Genomic DNA, 16,844 nt, shown 5'->3' on the forward strand with positions numbered 1-16,844 from the left:
AGGGTGAACCCGGCCCCGGACTCTTCCGGTTACGCAGCGTAACCGTCCAGGGTGGTGGTGGAAGATCCACACCGGTGGACGTTCCCACTCTGCGTTTCCATCACAACGGGGGTTCATCTCGCATGCGTACGACCACTGTCACGGCCGCCCTGGCCGCCGCCCTGCTCGCCCTCACGGCCCTGTTCTCGTCCCCGCCGGCCCGCGCCACGGCGGTCCAGGGAGCGGCCGCCGCGCCCGTCAGGCTCGGGGACTGCGGGAGCGGGCAGCTCTGCCTCTGGGCGAAGCCCGACTTCACCGGGGCCCGGCAGACCCACGAGCTGTCCACCATCGACATCGAGAGCTGCGTCCCGCTGAAGACCGGCACCACCGCCCAGGCCCTCGCCAACCGCACCGGCCGGCCCGTCACCACCTACCAGTCCGCCGAGTGCCAGGAGACCGGCGAGTTCGAGACGTATCCGGGCGGCGGGACCTGGCTGCCACGCTCCCCGTACCAGGTGCGCGCCTTCAAGGTCTGGGAGAGCTGACCGGCCCCGGACACGCTGCGGGGCGGCGGCACCCACCCGGGCACCGCCGCCCCGCACCGGTCGCGGTGTTACGCGTCGCCGCCCGCGGCCCCCGGATCGGCCGAGGCCACGTCCAGCAGCTCGTAGCGGTCGACCGCCGTCTTCAGCACCGAACGGTCGATCTTCCCGTCCTTCGCCAGCTCCGTGAGCACAGCGAGAACGATCGACTGCGCGTCGATGTGGAAGAACCGCCGCGCCGCGCCCCGCGTGTCCGCGAAGCCGAAGCCGTCCGCACCCAGCGACTGGTACGCACCGGGCACCCAGCGGGCGATCTGGTCCGGCACCGACCGCATCCAGTCCGACACCGCCACGAACGGCCCCTGCGCCCCGGAGAGCTTGCGCGTCACGTACGGGACGCGCTGCTCCTCCTCCGGGTGCAGCAGGTTGTACCGCTCCACGTCCACGGCCTCGCGCCGCAGCTCGTTCCAGGAGGTCGCCGACCAGACGTCCGCCTTCACGTTCCACTCGTCCGCGAGGATGCGCTGCGCCTCGACCGCCCACGGCACCGCCACACCGGACGCCAGGATCTGGGCCGGGATCTCGCCCTTCTCCCCGCTGCTGTAGCGGTAGACGCCCTTCAGGATGCCCTCGACGTCCACGTCGGCGGGCTCCGCCGGGTGCTGGATCGGCTCGTTGTAGACGGTGAGGTAGTAGAAGACGTCCTCGTTCTCCTCGGGCGTCCCGCCGTACATGCGGCGCAGACCGTCCTGGACGATGTGCGCGATCTCGTACCCGAACGCCGGGTCGTAGGCCACACAGCCCGGGTTGGTCGAGGCCAGCAGCTGGGAGTGCCCGTCGGCGTGCTGGAGGCCCTCACCGGTCAGCGTCGTCCGGCCGGCGGTCGCACCCAGCACGAAGCCGCGCGCGAGCTGGTCGGCCATCTGCCAGAACTGGTCACCGGTGCGCTGGAAGCCGAACATCGAGTAGAAGACGTACACCGGGATCAGCGGCTCGCCGTGCGTTGCGTACGCCGAACCCGCGGCGATCAGCGAGGCCGTGCAGCCCGCCTCGGAGATGCCGTCGTGCAGCATCTGCCCGGTCGGCGACTCCTTGTACGCGAGCAGCAGATCGCGGTCCACCGACTCGTACTGCTGCCCGAGCGGGTTGTAGATCTTCGCGCTCGGGAAGAACGCGTCCATGCCGAACGTGCGGTACTCGTCGGGCGCGATCAGCACGAAGCGCTTGCCGATCTCCTTGTCCCGCATGAGGTCCTTCAGGATGCGGACGAACGCCATGGTGGTGGCGATCGACTGCTGACCCGAGCCCTTCTTCGCCGTCGCGTACGTCTTGTCCCCGGGCAGCTCCAGCGCCTTCGCGCGCACCACGCGGGTCGGGACGTAGCCGCCCAGGCCCTTGCGGCGGTCGTGCATGTACTGGATCTCCTCCGAGCCGCGGCCCGGGTGGTAGTACGGCGGGTTGCCGTCCTCCAGCTCCTTGTCCGCGATCGGGATGTGCAGCCGGTCCCGGAACCGCTTCAGGTCCTCGGCGGTCAGCTTCTTCATCTGGTGGGTCGCGTTGCGGCCCTCGAAGTTCGGCCCGAGGGTCCAGCCCTTGACCGTCTGCGCCAGGATCACCGTCGGCTGGCCCTTGTGGGCCTTGGCCGCCGCGTACGCCGCGTACACCTTGCGGTGGTCGTGACCGCCGCGCCCCAGGTGCAGGATCTGCTGGTCGGTCATGTCCTTGACCATCTCGCGCAGCCGCGGGTCGTCGCCGAAGAAGTGCTCCCGGATGTACGCGCCGGTCTCCGTCGCGTACGTCTGGAACTGCCCGTCCGGCGTCGTGTTCAGCTTGTTGACCAGGATGCCCGTGCGGTCCTGCGCCAGCAGCGGGTCCCAGGAGCGGTCCCAGACCAGCTTGATCACGTTCCACCCGGCACCCCGGAACTGGGACTCCAGCTCCTGGATGACCTTGCCGTTGCCGCGCACCGGGCCGTCGAGGCGCTGGAGGTTGCAGTTGACGACGAAGGTCAGGTTGTCGAGGCCCTCGCGGGCGGCGATGGACAGCTGGCCCAGCGACTCCGGCTCGTCCATCTCGCCGTCGCCGAGGTACGCCCACACATGCGAGTTCGACGTGTCGGCGAGACCGCGCGCCTCCATGTACCGGTTCATCCGCGCCTGGTAGATCGCGCCGAGCGGGCCGAGGCCCATCGACACGGTCGGGAACTCCCAGAAGTCCGGCATCAGCCGCGGGTGCGGGTAGCTGGACAGCCCGTTCGGCGCCTTCGACTTCTCCTGGCGGAACGCGTCCAGCTGCGCCTCGCTCAGCCGGTCCAGCAGGAACGCGCGGGCGTAGATCCCGGGCGACGCGTGTCCCTGGAAGAAGATCTGGTCACCGCCCAGACCGTCGTCCTTGCCGCGGAAGAAGTGGTTGAAACCGACGTCGTACAACGAGGCGGACGACGCGAACGTGGCGATGTGCCCGCCGACGCCGATCCCCGGCCGCTGGGCGCGCGAGACCATCACGGCCGCGTTCCAGCGGGTCGCGTTGAGGATCTTGCGCTCGATCTCCTCGTCGCCGGGGAAGAACGGCTCGTCCTTCGTGGCGATCGTGTTCACGTAGTCCGTGCTGCGCATCTCCGGCACGGCGACGCGCTTCTCGCGCGCTCGCTCGATGAGCCGGAGCATGAGATAGCGGGCCCGCTCACGGCCGCGCTCGTCGACGGCGGCGTCGAGGGAGTCGAGCCATTCCTGGGTCTCTTCGGGATCAAAATCCGGGACCTGACTCGGAAGGCCGCCAATGATGATCGGGTTGCGATCGGATCCGGAAGCCACGCTGTTCCTTCGCTGTTCGGTGCTGCGCTTCGGGGCCTGTTACGGGAGTCATGCCCCCGGACATGAGGATGTGTACGCCATCCCCATCGTGTACCGCTGGAACGCGTACGTCATCTCTACCGAGAGGTAACTCCGAACTCGTCCCGGAACCCGGTTCCGCCGGGCGGATGGACGGCCGCCGAGTGGGTATCGGTGCAGGCAGGAGGTGTCGGACAGGACGGGGCAGGCAGGATGACAGGGGACGGACCGCAACCATACGCCCAAGGCGTCCAAGTGTTCCCAAACGCTTCTCGACTCCGGATGCCGGGCCGAAACGGCATAAGCTGTCCAAGGACGCAGGACATCAGGAAAGGGGATGGAGGACGCGGGCCCTCGCAGGGGGCCGCCGGCAGTACGGCGACGTGACAGGAAACGTCACCGTTTAGGCGGTCTCGTACGCTGGGTACTTGCGCGATCCGCCGCTCCCGTGTGGACTACGGCCAACGCCCCGCGTACGCGCGTGGCTGAAGCATTTTCCGAAACATGATCAGGAGGCAACCCGTGAGCGCGACCGCGGACCACGCGGAGGAACGGACCAACCCGGCTGCACGCCTGGGGTTCGAACCCGGACAGGTGGTCCAGGAGATCGGCTACGACGACGACGTCGAGCTGGAGCTCCGTGAGGGCATTGAGGCCATTACCGGCCAGGACCTCGTCGACGAGGAGTACGACGACATCGCAGACGTCGTCCTGCTCTGGTTCCGCGACGAGGACGGCGACCTTACGGACGCGCTGGTGGATGCCATCGGTCTGCTCGAGGACGGCGGTGTGGTCTGGCTCATGACGCCGAAGACCGGCCGCGACGGATACGTCGAGCCGAGCGACATCAACGAGGCCTCCCAGACCGCCGGGCTCTCCCAGACCAAGAGCGTCAACGCGGGCAAGGACTGGTCGGGAAGCCGTCTCGTCACGCCCAAAGCGGCCAAGGCCAAGCGCTGACCCCACCAACCCCTGAAGGCCCCCGACAGGCATCGCGCCGGCCGGGGGCCTTTGTACGTCCCGTCGTACATCCGTCCCCGCCGCCCGGTGGCTTGATCCGCTCGTACGCGGGAAGCCTTCCCGGGTGCCGCGCGGGCGCCGGAGGGCTCTGCGTAGGGTGGGTGTCACCCGGACAGCCCAGCCCGGCGACGTAGCGAAGGGACGCGTTTTCATGGCGATCGAGGTCGGCACCCAGGCCCCGGATTTCGAGCTGAAGGACAACCACGGCCGGACCGTGAAGCTCTCCGACTACCGGGGTGAGAAGAACGTGGTGCTGCTGTTCTACCCGTTCGCCTTCACCGGCGTCTGCACGGGCGAGCTGTGCGCGCTCCGCGACGAGCTGCCCGCGTTCGAGAACGACGACACGCAGCTGCTGGCCGTCTCGAACGACTCCATCCACACCCTGCGCGTCTTCGCCGAGCAGGAGGGTCTGGAGTACCCGCTGCTCTCCGACTTCTGGCCGCACGGCGAGACCTCGCGGGCCTACGGCGTCTTCGACGAGGAGAAGGGCTGCGCGGTGCGCGGCACCTTCGTCATCGACAAGGAGGGCGTGGTGCGCTGGACCGTCGTCAACGGCCTGCCCGACGCGCGCGACCTCAACGACTACATCAAGGCGCTCGGCGCCCTCTGATCCGGCTTCCGGCGGATCGTGGGCCGATCCGGTCCCGAAAGCCTGTTTAGGGCGGGAACCGGTCACTAGGATCCAGTCGTTGATCCGATGTCAACACGACGTGGAGGCGCCGGCACCGGCCGGCCCCCAAGAAACCAATGGGAGGACTCGTGGGAGTCAGCCTCAGCAAGGGCGGCAACGTCTCGCTGACCAAGGCCGCGCCCAACCTGACCGCGGTCATCGTGGGTCTCGGCTGGGACGCCCGTACCACCACCGGTGGGGACTTCGACCTCGACGCCAGTGCTCTGCTGACGAACGCCGAGGGCAAGGTCGCCAACGACGGCAACTTCGTCTTCTTCAACAACCTCAAGAGCCCCGACGGCTCCGTCGAGCACACCGGTGACAACCTCACCGGTGAGGGCGAGGGCGACGACGAGGTCATCAACGTCAACCTGGCCACGGTGCCGGCGGACGTCGACAAGATCGTCTTCCCGGTGTCGATCTACGAGGCCGAGACCCGCCAGCAGAGTTTCGGCCAGGTCCGCAACGCGTACATCCGCGTCGTCAACCAGGCCGACAACAGCGAGCTCGCGCGCTACGACCTGTCCGAGGACGCCTCGACCGAGACCGCCATGGTCTTCGGCGAGCTGTACCGCAACGGCGCGGAGTGGAAGTTCCGGGCCATCGGCCAGGGCTACGCCTCCGGTCTGCGCGGCATCGCGCAGGACTTCGGCGTCAACGTCTGACCTGCCCGGGGCCAGGCCCCGGCATCAGCGTCCGCGTCCGGCGCCGCACCACGTGCGGCGCCGGACGCGCTCGATGGACGGTTCCGCCCCCGGACCCACGGGTCCGGCCGGCGGGTCCGTCCCGCACAAAAGACGGTTCACAGACTCGGGGAGGACACACCATGGGCGTCACGCTCGCCAAGGGAGGCAATGTCTCCCTCTCCAAGGCCGCACCCAATCTCACCCAGGTGCTGGTCGGGCTCGGCTGGGACGCACGATCCACGACGGGGGCCGACTTCGACCTGGACGCCAGCGCGCTGCTGTGCCAGTCGGGCCGGGTGCTCGGCGACGAGTGGTTCGTGTTCTACAACAACCTCACGAGCCCCGACGGTTCCGTGGAGCACACCGGTGACAACCTCACGGGTGAGGGCGAGGGCGACGACGAGTCGATCATCGTGAACCTCGCGCAGGTCCCGGCCCATTGCGACAAGATCGTCTTTCCGGTCTCGATTCACGAGGCCGACAATCGCGGCCAGACATTCGGCCAGGTCAGCAACGCGTTCATCCGCGTCGTCAATCAGGCCGACGGTCAGGAACTCGCGCGTTACGACCTCACCGAGGACGCCTCGACCGAGACCGCGATGATCTTCGGTGAGCTCTACCGCTACAACGGCGAGTGGAAGTTCCGTGCAGTTGGTCAGGGGTACGCATCGGGGCTGCGCGGCATCGCTCTAGACTTCGGGGTCAACGTTTCGTAAAGCCGCGCACGGCGCGGGGGAGCCCCGTGCACTTCGGGGGAGACCCGTTACATACATGATGGGGTAGCCAGTGCTTCTGAAAACCTTCGGATGGTCGTTCGCGATCACCGTGATCGGCCTCGTGGCCGCGTGGTTCTACGGGGGGTGGGAGGCATTCGGCGTAGTGGCGATCCTCTCCGTCCTGGAGATCTCGCTGTCCTTCGACAACGCCGTGGTCAACGCCGGAATCCTCAAGAAGATGTCCGCCTTCTGGCAGAAGATCTTCCTGACCGTCGGCGTGATCATCGCGGTCTTCGGTATGCGGCTGGTCTTCCCCGTCGTGATCGTGGCCATTACCGCCAGCCTGAATCCGATCGACGCGATCGATCTGTCGTTCAACGACCCGGACCGCTACAAGGAACTGGTCACGGACGCCCACCCGGCGATCGCCGCCTTCGGTGGCATGTTCCTGCTCATGATCTTCCTCGACTTCATCTTCGAGGACCGTGACATCCAGTGGCTGCGCTGGATCGAGCGCCCGCTCGCCAAGCTCGGCAAGGTCGACATGCTGTCGGTCTGCATCGCCCTGATCGTCCTGCTGATCTCCGCGATGACCGTCGCCACCCACGCCCACCAGCACGGCGGCGGGCACGTGGACAAGGCGGAGACCGTCCTGCTCGCCGGTATCGCGGGTCTGATCACGTACCTCATCGTCGGCGGGCTCTCCGGTTACTTCGAGGACAAGCTCGAAGAGGAGGAGGAGCGCGAGCACGAGGAGGAGGAAGAGGCCAAGCGGAGCGGCAAGAAGATCTCCGCGGTCGCCCTCTCCGGCAAGGCCGCGTTCTTCATGTTCCTCTACCTGGAAGTGCTCGACGCGTCCTTCTCGTTCGACGGCGTGATCGGCGCCTTCGCCATCACCAATGAGATCGTGCTCATGGCGCTCGGCCTCGGCATCGGCGCCATGTACGTCCGTTCGCTCACGGTCTACCTCGTCCGCCAGGGCACCCTGGACGACTACGTGTACCTGGAGCACGGCGCCCACTACGCGATCGGCGCGCTCGCGGTCATCCTGCTGGTCACGATCCAGTACGAGATCAACGAGATCATCACCGGTCTCGTCGGCGTCGTCCTGATCGCCTGGTCCTTCTGGTCCTCGGTCCGCCGCAACAAGGCGCTGGAGGCCGAGGAAGGCAAGAGCGGAGTGACCGCCGGGGTGTGACCCGGTAGGAATTGAGGGAACGCTCTCTGCGGGGCGGCTCGTACGGCAAGGTTTCCGGGACAGCACCCGGAGGCGGCCCGGAGCCGCCCCGCAGTGGTGCGTGGGTCGTGTGCGCCGCATGCGACGGGTGAGGGACCGAGAGGGCGGGGTCGGGGATGGAGTTCTGGAACAGTCTGTGGCCGGGGCGGGAGACACAGTTCGAGTCGGGGAACGCGGCCACCAACTCCATCGTGCTCACCCGGCGCCGCCCCACGGTCTCGCTTACCAAGCAGGGCGCGCTCAGCGGCAACCTCCGCGTCAACCTCTCCTGGCGCATGCGCACCTCGGACATCGAGGGCCGCTCCCGCCAGAGCGGCCGGCTGCTGCGCCCGTTCAAGCTCTTCCAGCCGGAGCCCGTCCAGGCGCACACCCAGGGCGTGGTCAACGTCGACCTGGACCTGGGCTGCATGTACGAGCTGGCGGACGGCACCAAGGGCGTCGTGCAGCCCCTGGGCAACCTGCTCGGCGATCTGAACGGGCCGCCCTACATCCGGCTCAGCGGCGACGACCGCTTCGGAGCCCCCTCCGGTGAGACCCTCTACGTCAACCTCGACCAGCGCGAGAACATCAAACGGCTGATGGTCTTCGTCTACATCTACGACCAGACCCCGGCCTTCGACCGTACGCACGCCAAGGTGACCCTCTACCCGGGCAACGGGCCGCGCATCGAGATCGAGCTGGACGAGCGCGCCCCGCAGGCCCGCTCCTGCGCGGTGATGACGGTGGAGAACATCAAGGACGAGCTGATCGTGCGCCGCGAGGTGAAGTTCGTCTACGGCTTCCAGTCGGAGCTGGACCGCATGTACGGCTTCGGCATGCAGTGGGGCCGCGGCTACAAGACCCGTACCTAGGGCCTTTCGTTCGGATCAGGGCCGTATGAACTGCGGCCCCTGCGGCGGCAGCACGAAGTTCGGATCGGGCGCGGGTGCCGCCGCAGGGGCGGGCTGCGGATAGCCGTAGGCCGGCTGGGGGTAGCCGTACGCGGGCTGCGGCGCCGGCGCCGCGGTGGGCTGCGGGTAGCCGTACGAGGACTGCTGGTGCAGGACGGTCGCCTGCGAGTCGGGCGCCGGGACCGGTGCCGGAGGGAACGAGGGCGCCGGCGGCACGGGAGGCAGGTACCGCGCCTCGGGCTGCTCCGGTTCGGGCGTCCCGGTCTCGGGCTCCGCCTCGTCGACCGAGATGCCGAACGCGGTCGCCAGACCGATCAGCCCGGTCGGGTAGCCCTGCCCGACCGCCCGGAACTTCCAGCCGTCGCCGCGCCGGTACAGCTCGCCGCAGATGATCGCGGTCTCCTCCCCGGTCTCCGCGCGCACGTCGAACACGGCGAGCGGTTCGCCGCCGGCCGCCGCCGCGTCGTAGATCAGGATGCGCAGATCGCGTACGGCTCCGAAGGCCGCGCCGTCCGACGACGCCGCGATGACCACCTGGTCGACCGACGGATCGAGCGCGGTCAGATCGGCCTCGATGGCGTCCGTCAGGCCCTCGGGCAGGCTGCGCTTGGGCAGCCGCCGCACCAGGCCGGACGGATGGCGCGGCTGGTTGTAGAAGACGAAATCCTCGTCCGAGCGCACGCGTCCGCCGGCCCCGAGCAGCAGGGCCGAGGCGTCCACATCGGGCACCCCGGCGCCCGGCCTCCAGCGCAGCACGGCCCGTACGGCCATGGCGTCGAGGGGGACGTTCGAGCCTTTCACCATCGCGTGCGTCATGCCCGTCATCCTGCCTGCTGGCCGCCCGTGCGGACAACGCGGGGGGCACGGTCCGTGTCCCGGCGGCGGGGCGGATTCACCCGGTCCGCCCCCTTCGAAATGACTGCGAAACGGTCATGCCACCCGCAATTCACCTGCGGAGGGAACTGCCGACACCCGTTCGTACGTACTATTACCGGCCACACGTTGTCCGGTCGGTCAGAGAGTACGGGGGGAATTGCATGCGTCATTTCGGGCATATTGCAGCTGCTGCGAAGGACAGGCTGTTCTTCCAGGAACCCTGCGCGTTCGACGCCGACTCGCCGGCCGCCCTCCTCTCCGCCGCCCTGGGCGCCACGCTCTACAGTCCCGCCACCCGCCCCCGGCTCGCCGACGACATCGTCAAGCTGGCCGGGCGCGGAGTCGTCTCCATGGTGCTGTGCCTGGAGGACTCGATCGACGACTCCGAGGTCACCGGAGCCGAGGAGAACCTGGTCAGGCAGTTCGCCGACCTCGACACACGCTCTGTCGAGCTCCCGCTGCTGTTCATCCGGGTCCGTGAACCGGAACAGATCACCGACCTGGTGCGCCGCCTCGGCGCCTCGGTCCGGCTGCTGTCCGGATTCGTACTCCCCAAGTTCACCCGCGAACGCGGAGTGCCCTTCCTGGAGGCCCTCACCAAGGCCGAGGCCACCGCCGGACGGCGGCTCTTCGCCATGCCCGTCCTCGAATCGCCCGAGCTGCTCCACCTGGAGACCCGTCGCGACACCCTCCGGGGCATCGCCGACACCGTCACCGCCCACCGCGACCGGGTGCTGGCGCTGCGCCTCGGCGTCACCGACTTCTGCTCGGCGTACGGACTGCGGCGCGCCCCCGACATGACGGCGTACGACGTCGGGATCGTCGCCCACGTCATCGCGGACGTCGTCAACGTGCTCGGCCGGGCCGACGGGACCGGCTTCACGGTCACCGGACCCGTATGGGAGTACTTCCCCCGCCAGGAGCGCATGTTCAAGCCCCAGCTGCGCCGCAGCCCCTTCCAGGAGAACCGCGCGGACGAACTGCGCACCGCGCTCATCGAGCACGACATGGACGGCCTGCTGCGCGAGATCGAGCTGGACCGGGCCAACGGCCTCCTCGGCAAGACCTGCATCCACCCCTCGCACGTGGCGCCCGTGCACGCGCTGTCCGTGGTCAGCCACGAGGAGTTCAGCGACGCCCAGGACATCCTGCGCCCCGAGCGCAACGGCGGCGGGGTGCTGCGCTCCGCGTACACGAACAAGATGAACGAGGTGAAGCCCCACCGGGCCTGGGCCGAGCGCACCCTGCTGCGCGCCGAGGTCTTCGGCGTGGCCCGGGAGGACGTCGGCTTCGTGGACCTGCTGGCGGCCTGCCTCGCGGAGTGAGCGGAACGCGCGGGACGATCGGTACGGACGGCCGGCGCCGGAAGGGGCCCGGGTCCGACAGGCGAGTGGAAAGAGACGCGAACGTGGTGTGGTCGGGTAGCTGGGTGGCGGAGCGACTGGGCGTCGGGCTGGTGGGCGACGGGGAGCTGCGCGAGCTGCTGGGCCTGGCCCTGCGGCGCAACCCCAAGCGGGCGCACCTGCTCGTGTCCAACGTGCTCGGCAAGCACGTCCCGCAGCGCCCCTGTGTCGTGTACGCCGCCGGATACGAGCTCGGCCGCCGGGTCCGCGCGCTCCTCGGCGAGGACGGGGCCCGGCGGGCGGTCGTCCTCGGCTACGCGGAGACCGCCACCGGCCTGGGCCACTCCGTCGCCGACGGCCTCGGCGACGCGCCCTACCTCCACTCGACGCGCAGGCCCGTGCCCGGCGTGGCCCGGGCGGGCGGCTTCGAGGAGTCCCACTCGCACGCCACCTCGCACCTGCTGCTCCCGGAGGACCCGCACCTGCTGGCGGCGGCCGGGGACGGCTCGGCGCTGGTCCTCGTGGACGACGAGTTCTCCACCGGCAACACCGTCCTCAACACCATCCGCGACCTGCACGAGCGCTACCCCCGCGACCGGTACGTCATCGTCGCCCTGGTCGACATGCGCTCACCGGCCGACCGGGACCGCCTCGCCGGCTTCGCGGCCGAGATCGGCGCCCGGGTGGACCTGATCGCCCGCAACACCGGCACGGTCACGCTCCCGGACGGAGTCCTGGAGAAGGGACAGGCGCTGGTCGCGGAGCAGGAGCAGGAGCAGGAACGGCAGCAGGAGCGCGAGGGCCGCCTTGAGGACCGCCCCGAGGGACGGGCCCCGCGACCGTCGGCTCCCACCCGCGTCGACCTCCCCTGGCCGGCCGGCGTCCCCGACGGCGGGCGCCACGGCTTCACCCCGGCCCACCGCGCCCTCCTGGAGCCCGCGCTCCCCGCCCTGGCCGACCGCATCGCGCAGGCCATCGGCGACGGACCCCGCCGCGTCCTCGTCCTCGGCTCCGAGGAGCTGATGTACGCGCCGCTGCGCCTGGCCACCGCCCTGGAGGAGCGCACCGGCGCCGAGGTCCGCTACTCCACCACCACCCGCTCCCCGGTCCTGGCCGTCGACGACCCCGGCTACGCGATACGCACCCGGCTCGTCTTCCCGGCCCACGACGACCCGGCCGACGGACCCGGCGAGCGCTACGCGTACAACGTGGCCGGAGCCGGCTTCGACGCCGTGGTCGCCGTCATCGACTCGGCCGCAGACACCCCCGCCCTGCACGCCCCCGGCGGCCTGCTCGACCGGCTCGCCCCGCACACCGCACACGTCCTGCTCGCGGTGATCCCCTCATACGTACCGGCCCCGCCGGACCCCGCACGCCAGGAAGAAGCCCCCATGCAGCTGCCCGAGCCCCTTCGCGGCCCCGCCTTCTCCTCGTACGCACCGGACGAGGTCGGCTGGCTGCTCCAGGACCTCTCGGACACCCGCCTCGAAGCGCCCACGGAGGAGCGCGAGGAGGCGATACAGAGCGGGGGCGCGCACTACGCGGAGTCGCTCCCCGTCGAGTACCAGCCCTCCGCCGCGTATCAGGAGCTGTTCAAGAGCGCCCTCGCGGTGTCGGCCGCCCGCATCGCCCGCGCCGTCGGCACGGTCACCGAGACGGTCCTCGCCGAGCGCGGCCCCCGCCCGGTGCTCGTCTCGCTCGCCCGGGCCGGTACGCCGGTCGGCGTGCTCATGCGCCGCTGGGCCCAGGCACGGCACGGCGTCGAACTGCCCCACTACGCCGTCTCCATCGTGCGGGGACGCGGCATCGACGCCAACGCGCTGCGCTGGCTGGCCGAACACCACGACCCGGCCGACGTCGTGTTCGTCGACGGCTGGACCGGCAAGGGTGCGATCACCCGCGAACTGGCCGCCGCTGTCACCGAGTTCGAGAAGGCCGGGGGAGTGGCCGGCTTCAACCCGGAGATCGCGGTGCTGGCGGACCCGGGCGGCTGCGTGCGGACGTACGGCACCCGCGAGGACTTCCTCATCCCCTCCGCCTGCCTCAACTCCACCGTCTCCGGGCTCATTTCGCGTACGGTCCTGCGCGCCGACCTGGTCGGCCCGCACGACTTCCACGGCGCGAAGTTCTACCGCGAGCTCGCCGGCTCCGACGTCTCCGGCCTCTTCCTCGACACCGTCGCCGAGCGCTTCGACGAGGTCGCGGACGCCGTGGACGCCGAGGTGAAGGAGTTGCTCGCCACCGACCGGGCCCCCACCTGGGAGGGCTGGGCGGCGGTGGAACGCATCAGCGAGGAGTACGGCATCCACGACGTCAACCTCGTGAAGCCGGGCGTCGGCGAGACCACCCGGGTCCTGCTGCGCCGCGTCCCCTGGAAGATCCTCGCCCGGCGCGGCGCCGGCACGGACCTGGACCACATCAGGCTGCTCGCCGAGCAGCGCGGCGTACCCGTCGAGGAGGTCGACGCACTCCCGTACACCTGCGTCGGGCTCATCCACCCCAAGTACACCCGAGGGGCCACCGGCGCCGACGGCAAGGCGGTGGAGTCCGCGTGACTGCCTCCCAGGTCACCCTCGTCGCCAGCGACCTCGACCGCACCCTGATCTACTCGGCGGCCGCGCTCCAGCTCACCATGGAGGACGCGCAGGCGCCCCGGCTGCTGTGCGTCGAGGTCTACAAGCACAAGCCCCTCTCGTACGTCACCGAGACCGCCGCGGGTCTGCTCACCGAGCTGACCGACGCCACCTCCACGGTCTTTGTCCCCACCACCACGCGCACCCGGAAGCAGTACCAGCGCATCCGGCTTCCCGGTGGCCCGGCCGAGTACGCGATCTGCGCCAACGGCGGCCACATCCTGGTGAACGGCGAGTCCGACCGCGACTGGCAGCGCACCGTGGCCCGCCGGCTGACCGACGAGTGCGCCCCGCTCGCCGAGATCCGCGCCCATCTCGCCGCCACCGCCGACCCCGCGTGGCTGCTGAAGGAGCGCGTCGCGGAGGACCTGTTCGCCTACCTCGTCGTCGACCGCGCCGAACTGCCCCCGGAGTGGACCAAGGAACTCGCCGCCTGGGCGGAGCCGCGCGGCTGGACCGTATCCCTCCAGGGCCGCAAGATCTACGCCGTACCGCGCCCGCTCACCAAGAGCGCCGCCATGCGCGAGGTCGCCCGCCGCACCGGCGCCACCCGCACCCTCGCCGCCGGCGACTCCCTCCTCGACGCCGACCTCCTGCTCGCCGCCGACCGGGGCTGGCGCCCCGGCCACGGCGAACTCGCCGACGCGGGCTGGAAGGCCGAGCACGTCGAGGCGACCGCCGAGCGGGGCGTGGCCGCGGGCGAGGAGATCCTGCGCCGCTTCCTGCGGGCGTCGGGGACCCGGTAAATCGCTTGGGCGACCGTAGAGTTGTGCGATGACCAAGGGAAACTCCACCAAGATCACCGATGAGCTGTACGCGTACATGCTGGCGCACAACCCGCCGCTGGACGCCGTGCAGCGCGAACTGGTCGAGACGACCTACGCCCGGCTGCCCGAGCACGCGGGCATGCAGTCGGCCGAGGAGCAGGGCCCGCTGCTCGCCTTCCTCGTCCGGCTGACCGGCGCCCGGCACATCGTCGAGGTCGGGACGTTCACCGGCTTCTCCGCCCTGGCGATGGCCCAGGCCCTCCCCGAGGACGGACGGCTGATCGCCTGCGACGTCTCGGAGGAGTGGACCGCGTACGGCCGCGAGGCCTGGCAGAAGGCGGGCGTCGCCGACCGCATCGACCTGCGCATCGCCCCGGCCCTGGACACCCTGCGCGCGATGCCGGAGGAACCCCACATCGACTTCGCCTACCTGGACGCGGACAAGGGCAACTACATCGCGTACTGGGAGGAACTGGTGCCCAGGCTGCGCCCCGGCGGGGTCATCACCACGGACAACGTGCTCTTCCACGGCCGCGTGACGGACTCGGACGCGACGGGCGCGGCGAAGGCGATCCAGGAGTTCAACGACCACGTGTCGGCGGACCCGCGGATGGACAGCGTGCTGCTGACGGTGTCGGACGGGCTGACGCTGTCACGCAAGCGGTAGCCGCCCGGGGCGGCGGGTCCGGGCATCCAGGGGATGGCGGCCGCGCGTCGTCGGACGGGACGGTCCGGGGGCGGCGGGTCCGGGTCCGGGGCGCGGTGGCCGTGCCTCGTCGGACGGGGCGGTCCGGGCGCGGGAGTCCGGGGCGCCGCCGCTGCCGGCGCGCCGCCGGGGTCAGCCGCAGCAGCCTCCGCCGCAGCAGCCGCCCCCGCCACCGCCGGAGGGCGCGGGCGCGGAGCCGGCCGAACCCCCGACTGCGACGGCGGAGAGCAGCTTCACGGTGTCCTCGTGCCCGGAGGGGCAGGAGGCGGGCGCCGAGGAGTCGGCCATGGGCCGGCTGAGCTCGAAGGTGTCTCCGCAGGTGCGGCAGCGGTATTCGTAACGAGGCATGGCGCCAGGTTAGCGGGCGGGACGGGGGACGTCTGCCGGGCGACGGCGGTGACGGGTGCGTGGGCGTGCGGGGCGCGCTATCCCGGGCGGCCGCGGTACGCGGTCCGCGCGAGGCCCCTGGCGCGGGCGCCGCGCGTCCGCCCACGCCCCGCCGAACCCCGACGCCGCGAGGCGTCAGTGGCTGCCCGCGCCGCGCTCCTCGCGGATGTCGGCGACGACGTCCGCGGCGATCTGCCGCAGGCCCTCCGTCACGGTCAGGAAGTGCCAGTAGTCGGGGTGGCGGTTCTCCAGGGCCGTGATCGCCTGGTCGAGGCGGGCCACCGCGTCGTCCAGCGGACGGGCGTGACGCGGCTCGGGGGTGTGGCGCCCGGCCATGGCGAGCCGCTGGGCGTCGCGGATGGCGAACCGGGTGCGCTGGATCTCCTGCTCCGGGTCCTTCGCGACCTCGTCGAGCCGCCGCAACCGGTCACCGGCGGCCGACACCGCCTCGTCCGTCGCGTTGAGCAGCGCGCGGACCGTGCTCAGCCGGGAGGTCGCGTCGGCCCAGCGCTGCTCCTCGCGCGCCCGGGCCGCCTCCTTCAGCTTCTCCTCGGCCTGGCGCACATTGACCGCCGCCTGCTCCGGCACCGGCTGGAGGTCCTGCCAGCAGGCCGCGGAGAACCGCCGCCGCAACTCGCTGAGCACCGGCTCCACGGACGCGGACCGGGTCGTCAGGGCCTGGGCACGGGTGCGCAGGGTCACCAGCCGGCGGTCGATCTCGGCGGCGCGCTCCGGGAGCTTCTCCGCCTCGGCCCGTACGGCTTCGGCATCGCGCAGCACGCGATCGGCGCGCTGCAGGGTCTCGGTCACGCCGTGCCGCCCCGCGCCCTGGTTGAGCTTGGTCAGTTCAGGGGCGAGGGCGGCGAGGCGGGCGGCCAGATCGTCGGCCCGCAGCCCGGACGCCCGCACCGCGTCGAGAGCGTTGCTCGCGGCGAGGAGCGCCTGTCGCGCGCGCTCGACGGCGGGGGCGAGGCGGGCCAGCTGCGTCTCGGCGCTCCCGAGCAGCGGCCCGAGCCCGGCGCCGAACCGGTCGAGCTCGCCCTTGACGCGTACCAGCTGATCCTTCGCGGAGGTCAGATCGGCCCGCGCCTTGGAGGCGACGGACGGTTCGAGATCGTCCCGGTCGAGGTCGTGGGCGTCGACGGCCGTGATGTACGCGTGGCTCGCCTCGTCGATGCGCCGGCCGAGCGCGGCGAAGTCGTCGACGGCCTTGCGGGCGGCCGGTGAACTGTCGACCGCCGTGATCGTCTCGATGGAGATCTTCAGATCGCGCTGTGCGGTGTCCAGCTCGTAGAACGCCTCGGCGGCCGCGTCCTTGGCCGCCTGCGCCTCGGCCCGCTGGCTCTCGCCACGCCCCCCGAACCACCGCCGCGTACCCCCGCCGGCGACGGCGAGGGGGAGTACGGCGGCGAGGAGGGGAAGGGGCGCGAGGACCAGGAAGCAGACGTCACGGAGCCCCCGCCCGGCCGTACAACGCCGACTCCGCTCCCGGACCGCTCCGACGACTTCCGCCTGCGGCTGCGCGTCTGTCGCCGTCACAATCCCTCTCCCGTGCCGTTTC

General features: G+C 70.6%; 15 protein-coding genes. 11 read left to right on the top strand and 4 right to left on the bottom strand.

Annotated features, from left to right (window positions below; translation table 11 throughout):
* The first annotated feature begins 122 nt into the window (after positions 1–122).
* Positions 123–524, top strand: coding sequence for a peptidase inhibitor family I36 protein (locus BLW14_RS22315; RefSeq protein WP_093708967.1), 402 nt, complete (start codon positions 123–125; stop codon positions 522–524).
* Between the two features lie 68 nt (positions 525–592).
* Here the strand turns inward: BLW14_RS22315 and aceE are convergent, their stop codons facing one another.
* Positions 593–3,334: a pyruvate dehydrogenase (acetyl-transferring), homodimeric type gene (gene aceE, locus BLW14_RS22320; protein WP_093708968.1), complete on the bottom strand. Its 2,742-nt coding sequence runs from the start codon at positions 3,332–3,334 to the stop codon at positions 593–595.
* A 540-nt stretch (positions 3,335–3,874) separates the two neighbouring features.
* On the opposite strand from aceE, the gene BLW14_RS22325 reads away from it, so the two are divergent.
* The 6 genes from BLW14_RS22325 to BLW14_RS22350 all read left to right on the top strand — a co-directional run bounded on the left by BLW14_RS22325 (position 3,875) and on the right by BLW14_RS22350 (position 8,532).
* Positions 3,875–4,312: a DUF3052 domain-containing protein gene (locus tag BLW14_RS22325; protein WP_018518391.1), complete on the top strand. Its 438-nt coding sequence runs from the start codon at positions 3,875–3,877 to the stop codon at positions 4,310–4,312.
* A gap of 211 nt (positions 4,313–4,523) precedes the next feature.
* On the top strand, positions 4,524–4,982 hold the full coding sequence (locus BLW14_RS22330) for a peroxiredoxin (protein ID WP_093708969.1): 459 nt from the start codon (positions 4,524–4,526) through the stop codon (positions 4,980–4,982).
* Positions 4,983–5,131: 149 nt separating this feature from the next.
* Positions 5,132–5,707, top strand: a complete 576-nt coding sequence (locus tag BLW14_RS22335) for a TerD family protein (protein WP_026171553.1) — start codon at positions 5,132–5,134, stop codon at positions 5,705–5,707.
* 161 nt (positions 5,708–5,868) lie between these two features.
* Positions 5,869–6,444 (top strand): TerD family protein, encoded by a 576-nt coding sequence (locus tag BLW14_RS22340; protein ID WP_093708970.1) that lies wholly within the window; start codon positions 5,869–5,871, stop codon positions 6,442–6,444.
* Between the two features lie 70 nt (positions 6,445–6,514).
* A complete protein-coding gene (locus BLW14_RS22345; RefSeq protein ID WP_093708971.1) occupies positions 6,515–7,642 on the top strand; it encodes a DUF475 domain-containing protein in 1,128 nt (375 codons plus the stop codon).
* Positions 7,643–7,797: 155 nt separating this feature from the next.
* On the top strand, positions 7,798–8,532 hold the full coding sequence (locus tag BLW14_RS22350) for a TerD family protein (protein ID WP_093708972.1): 735 nt from the start codon (positions 7,798–7,800) through the stop codon (positions 8,530–8,532).
* A gap of 15 nt (positions 8,533–8,547) precedes the next feature.
* Here the strand turns inward: BLW14_RS22350 and BLW14_RS22355 are convergent, their stop codons facing one another.
* Positions 8,548–9,387 (bottom strand): TerD family protein, encoded by an 840-nt coding sequence (locus tag BLW14_RS22355; RefSeq protein ID WP_093708973.1) that lies wholly within the window; start codon positions 9,385–9,387, stop codon positions 8,548–8,550.
* A 221-nt stretch (positions 9,388–9,608) separates the two neighbouring features.
* On the opposite strand from BLW14_RS22355, the gene BLW14_RS22360 reads away from it, so the two are divergent.
* The 4 genes from BLW14_RS22360 (at position 9,609) to BLW14_RS22375 (ending at position 14,857) form a co-directional block, all read left to right on the top strand.
* Positions 9,609–10,772, top strand: a complete 1,164-nt coding sequence (locus BLW14_RS22360; RefSeq protein ID WP_093708974.1) for an HpcH/HpaI aldolase/citrate lyase family protein — start codon at positions 9,609–9,611, stop codon at positions 10,770–10,772.
* A 65-nt stretch (positions 10,773–10,837) separates the two neighbouring features.
* Positions 10,838–13,345 (top strand): phosphoribosyltransferase, encoded by a 2,508-nt coding sequence (locus tag BLW14_RS22365; RefSeq protein ID WP_371128088.1) that lies wholly within the window; start codon positions 10,838–10,840, stop codon positions 13,343–13,345.
* Positions 13,342–14,169 carry an HAD family hydrolase gene (locus BLW14_RS22370; RefSeq protein ID WP_093708976.1) on the top strand — a complete coding sequence of 276 codons (828 nt, stop codon included), beginning with the start codon at positions 13,342–13,344 and terminating at the stop codon, positions 14,167–14,169. Before BLW14_RS22365 ends, BLW14_RS22370 begins: the two co-directional genes overlap by 4 nt.
* Positions 14,170–14,197: 28 nt before the next feature.
* The gene (locus BLW14_RS22375) at positions 14,198–14,857 is read left to right on the top strand and encodes an O-methyltransferase (RefSeq protein WP_093708977.1); all 660 of its coding nucleotides are present in this window, start codon (positions 14,198–14,200) and stop codon (positions 14,855–14,857) included.
* A gap of 171 nt (positions 14,858–15,028) precedes the next feature.
* Here the strand turns inward: BLW14_RS22375 and BLW14_RS22380 are convergent, their stop codons facing one another.
* Positions 15,029–15,244, bottom strand: a complete 216-nt coding sequence (locus BLW14_RS22380) for an FmdB family zinc ribbon protein (protein WP_093708978.1) — start codon at positions 15,242–15,244, stop codon at positions 15,029–15,031.
* A gap of 174 nt (positions 15,245–15,418) precedes the next feature.
* Positions 15,419–16,822: a hypothetical protein gene (locus BLW14_RS22385; protein WP_093708979.1), complete on the bottom strand. Its 1,404-nt coding sequence runs from the start codon at positions 16,820–16,822 to the stop codon at positions 15,419–15,421.
* Between the last annotated feature and the right edge of the window lie 22 nt (positions 16,823–16,844).

It is taken from the genome of Streptomyces sp. 2131.1, assembly GCF_900105515.1.
In the GTDB taxonomy this organism is placed as follows: domain Bacteria; phylum Actinomycetota; class Actinomycetes; order Streptomycetales; family Streptomycetaceae; genus Streptomyces; species Streptomyces drozdowiczii.

Excerpts from the sequence above, each read along its gene's own strand:
- BLW14_RS22315 (WP_093708967.1), top strand. The coding sequence starts at position 123 with ATGCGTACGACCACTGTCACGGCCGCCCTGGCCGCCGCCCTGCTCGCC.
- BLW14_RS22330 (WP_093708969.1), top strand. The coding sequence starts at position 4,524 with ATGGCGATCGAGGTCGGCACCCAGGCCCCGGATTTCGAGCTGAAGGAC.
- BLW14_RS22350 (WP_093708972.1), top strand. The coding sequence starts at position 7,798 with ATGGAGTTCTGGAACAGTCTGTGGCCGGGGCGGGAGACACAGTTCGAG.
- BLW14_RS22340 (WP_093708970.1), top strand. The coding sequence starts at position 5,869 with ATGGGCGTCACGCTCGCCAAGGGAGGCAATGTCTCCCTCTCCAAGGCC.
- BLW14_RS22355 (WP_093708973.1), bottom strand. The coding sequence starts at position 9,387 with ATGACGCACGCGATGGTGAAAGGCTCGAACGTCCCCCTCGACGCCATG.
- BLW14_RS22360 (WP_093708974.1), top strand. The coding sequence starts at position 9,609 with ATGCGTCATTTCGGGCATATTGCAGCTGCTGCGAAGGACAGGCTGTTC.
- BLW14_RS22375 (WP_093708977.1), top strand. The coding sequence starts at position 14,198 with ATGACCAAGGGAAACTCCACCAAGATCACCGATGAGCTGTACGCGTAC.
- BLW14_RS22380 (WP_093708978.1), bottom strand. The coding sequence starts at position 15,244 with ATGCCTCGTTACGAATACCGCTGCCGCACCTGCGGAGACACCTTCGAG.